We start from the raw sequence: 3,719 nt of genomic DNA on the forward strand, positions 1-3,719 counted from the left end.
TGGGCGAGGCCCGGCCCACCTGGGACGCCGATGTGGTGGGCCGAGGGCATGTAGTGCCGGATCAGACCGTGCGGTGAGCGGATCGCAACGGGTGTACGGCGCGCCAGGAGGTCCGAGATGGCGATACCGAGAGACGCTTCCAGCGCCTGGCCCTGGGTGTCCGGCCCGAGCAGCTCCTGCGCGGCGGTGTTGAGCTCGACGACGACGCCGTGGTCGACGGTGACGATGACGACGGGTGCCGGCTGGTGCTCGAAGAGTCCTCGGTAGCGGGCCTCCGCCAGGTCGGCAACCTTCAAGGCGGCCTCCGTTCGACGTCGGCCGAGACGTTCCACGTCGACCCGCTCCCCGACGATCACCCCGCTCACCGCCAGCACCGCCAGACTGACGAGCTCGATCCACAGGTGGGCGCTCGTGATGTCGTGATGGTGCAGAGCCAGCCAGTGCAGCGTGAACAGTGCCGTGGCCCATGTCTCCGTCCAGATCGCCCCCGTGGTGCCGAAGTTCAGCGCCGCGTACAGCACCGGGATGAGCATCAGGCTGGAGGTCAGGGGCGCCGGGATTCCGGCAAGGTCCGCACCGTCCCGCCAGCTCAGCACGAGGGTGTGTGTGGTCATGATCACCAGGATCGAGACCTGGATCGTCCAGAACTTCGGTGAGCGCCAGGGAATCGGGGTGTGCCAGAACCGATCGATGAACCCGGCGACGGGCGCGTCGGCGGTTGTCCCGAGATCAGGGCTCGTCATGGGGTCCTCGCACGAGCCCCGACGCGAAAGCCGAGATGACCGCCTCGGTGCGCGAGTGGACGGCCAGCTTGGCGTAGATGCTCTCGCAGTGCCGTTCGACGGTGCGTGGGCTGATGTACAGCCGGGTGGCGACCTGCCTGTTGGTCAGGCCCTGCGCCAGCAGGTCGAGCACGGCCCGTTCGCGTTCGCTGAGGCTGTTCTCGGCAGGCGAGGTGCTCGGCTCGACAGCCAGCAACCTGGTCAGGACGCCAGGCTCGACGACGCTCGAACCTGCAGCGACCGCCCTGATCGCTTTCGCGAGCTCTCGACCCGGGGCGGTCTTGCACAGGTAGCCCGATGCCCCGGCTTGGAGCGCACCGCGGACGTACTCGTCATCGTCGTATGCGCTGACCATCAGGACACGCACGGCGGGGTATCGGGCGCGGATCAGACGCGTCGTCTCGATGCCACTGGCCCCGGGGAGGCGAATGTCCATGAGCACGACGTCCGGCAGCAGCCGGTCGATGAGCGCGAGGGCCATCTCGCCGGAGTCCGCCTCCTCGATGACCTCAATGTCCGCGTGCTGGCTCAGGATCCCGCGTGCGCCGTCCCGGTGCAGGGCGTGGTCGTCGACGACGAGGACGCGGATGACTTCGGGCATCACATCCCGACACTACGTCACGGCGGGGGTGACTCAGTGGGGGAATTCACCCATGACGGTTGGGGGCGAACCGCCATGAGGTCTGGTGATTGGCCCCTGGCGAGGAAGCGGTCGTCATCCCGAGACTGGACGACGAACAAGGACGGAGCGTTCACGTGTCGGCAAGCGGCACTGCCGTCGCGAGAGGAGAACCGATGCGTACAACGAGCCGGTCACCGGTCCGCAGAACCCGATGGCTGCAGGTCGTGTCGATGGTCGCTGTGCTCCTGGGGGGCGTTGCGTTCGCATCCCCGGCCTGGGCGCACGGCGACGGGGAGAGTGAGGAGGCCTACGTCCTGATCCAGCAGGCCCTCGGCTACCTTGCGCACGACAGCAGTTCGGACGGGGTGATGCTGGCGCAGGAGAAGATCGACGATGCGCTCGCGACCGAGGACCAGGAAGGTGTCGACGTCAGCCTGGTCGAGCAGGGGCAGGCCGCCTTGAACGCGGGCGACGTCGAGACCGGTCAGACGCTGCTCCAGGAGTCCATCACCGAGGCGGTCAGCGCGCTCCCTCCCGCCACGGGTGAGGAGACCGGGACGAGCATCATCACCAGCGATCTCCCGGGCCGGGGTGCCCTCGACGGTCGCAGCTGGCTCTTCCTCGGGCTCTCGGCCGTCCTCGTTGTCGCAGGAACCGCCGTGGCCGTGAAGTACCGCCCGGCACACACCGTGCGGGCGCTGAGCCAACGGTTGGGCTCGAGCACCCCCGACCACGGCCACTCCGCACAGACGAGGAAGGACGCATCATGACGACACACGTGGGGGCAGCCGCAGGCGCGACGCAACCGGGCAGCCCCGGGGGAGCCGCGCCCGAGACCGATTCGCGCAAGCGGAGCAGGGGCCGCGCCGTGCTGGACGCGCTCGACGAGCGCCTCGGGATCAACGCGTTGGAGTACCCCGTCCCGGAGCACGCGAACAACGTCGCCTGGAGCCTCGGCGGCATCACCGCGGCGTCGCTCGGCCTCTTGATCGTCACCGGGGTCCTACTGGCGCAGTTCTACAGCCCCATACCCGAGACGGCGAACGCCTCGGTGCGCAACATCGTCACGGACGTCTGGGGTGGGCGCTTCGTCCGCGGAGTGCACTTCTGGGCGGCGCAGGCCATGTACGTCACCGCCCTGCTCCACCTCATGCGCGTGTTCTTCACCGGTTCCTACAAACGGCCGCGCGAAGCGAACTACCTCGTCGGGGTGGCGATGCTCGGCCTGGTGACGCTGGCCACCTTCACCGGGACGGTGCTGAAGTGGGACCAGGAGGGATTCGAGGCCCTCGGGCACAACATCGAGATCGGGAACCTGCTCGGCGGCGTCGGGATCTGGTTCTCCCCCGAGTTCGCCGACCAGGTGCCGATCCTTGTGCGGCTCTACGGTGCCCACACGGTGCTCGTGCCGGGCCTGATCGTCGTGCTCGCCGTCCTGCACGGGCTGCTGGTCAAGAAGCACAAGATCTCCCCACACCCCGTCCTGGGGACCGATCCCTCGGGCCTGCAGGCACCTGTGGACGAGCCGACCGAGCCGTTCACCCACCACCTGCGCCGGATCGCCGCCTTCGGTGTCGCCCTGTTCGGGATCCTGGGGATCCTCGCGGTGCTCTTCCCGCCCGGGCTCGGCGCGTCGCCGGTGGCAGGCATCGAGATCACCCGCCCGCCCTGGAGCTTCTGGTGGATGTTCACCCTGGAGAACTGGATCGGGCTGAAGGGAATCGTCTACGGCGAGCTCGCATTCTTCGGGCTGCTGATCCTGCTCCCGTTCGTCGACCGCAACCCGAAGCGGCACTGGCGCTCGCGGCCCGTCGCGATGGGTGCCGGCATCGCCATGCTCCTCGCGGTGATCGTCCTCACGATCCTGATGGGCGTGACACCCGTCCAGCAGCACCTTGGGATGTGACCGCGATGACTCGGCACCCCTTCGCCGGCGGGCTCGTTCAGGGCCGGGCACGGCGCTCCTTCTGGATCCTCCTCGCCGTGGCCATCGTGGCGACCGGGTCGCTGAGCAGCGCCCTGTCCGCGGCGCCGAGCCCGGCGGTCGGGGCATGGTTCGCGGTCAGCGCCATCGCCGCTCTGGTCTCGATCGGCCTTGCGGTCCGCGTCATGTCCGCACTGGCCCGTGGTCCCCGGAGCCGCGGCGCGCGTCGACCGGGTGCAGATTCGGCCGTGTGAGGCTGAGGCTCACAGCGGGCGACGGAGACGATGGACGACACCGAACTCCTTGACCACGCCCAGGACCAGCTCGGTGAGCAGACTGGCCCGGTCCGCGTCGAACAGCGCGGTCAGCGTACGACCGACCCGGTCGTGGG

Annotated in this window: 5 protein-coding genes; 2 read left to right on the forward strand and 3 right to left on the reverse strand. The window is 68.8% G+C overall.

All coding sequences use genetic code 11. The features are described 5' to 3' along the window. On the reverse strand, positions 1 to 743 hold a 743-nt coding region (locus tag ACYC1Z_RS14570), incomplete at its 3' end, for a PAS domain-containing protein (RefSeq protein ID WP_461410240.1). Next, entirely contained in the window at positions 730 to 1,383 is a 654-nt protein-coding gene (locus ACYC1Z_RS14575; RefSeq protein ID WP_461410241.1) for a response regulator transcription factor, read from the reverse strand. The genes ACYC1Z_RS14575 and ACYC1Z_RS14570, both read right to left, overlap by 14 nt. A 251-nt stretch (positions 1,384 to 1,634) precedes the next feature. On the opposite strand from ACYC1Z_RS14575, the gene ACYC1Z_RS14580 reads away from it, so the two are divergent. After that, positions 1,635 to 2,174: a hypothetical protein gene (locus tag ACYC1Z_RS14580; RefSeq protein ID WP_461410242.1), complete on the forward strand. Its 540-nt coding sequence runs from the start codon at positions 1,635 to 1,637 to the stop codon at positions 2,172 to 2,174. Continuing rightward, complete coding sequence (locus ACYC1Z_RS14585) at positions 2,171 to 3,310, forward strand: cytochrome b (RefSeq protein WP_461410243.1); 1,140 nt, start codon at positions 2,171 to 2,173, stop codon at positions 3,308 to 3,310. The genes ACYC1Z_RS14580 and ACYC1Z_RS14585 overlap by 4 nt, the downstream gene beginning before the upstream one ends. 37 nt (positions 3,311 to 3,347) lie before the next feature. Here ACYC1Z_RS14585 and ACYC1Z_RS14590 read toward each other — a convergent pair whose 3' ends face one another. After that, positions 3,348 to 3,515: a hypothetical protein gene (locus tag ACYC1Z_RS14590; protein WP_461410244.1), complete on the reverse strand. Its 168-nt coding sequence runs from the start codon at positions 3,513 to 3,515 to the stop codon at positions 3,348 to 3,350. Between the last annotated feature and the right edge of the window lie 204 nt (positions 3,516 to 3,719).

The sequence above is a fragment of the Georgenia sp. genome, from assembly GCF_054605595.1.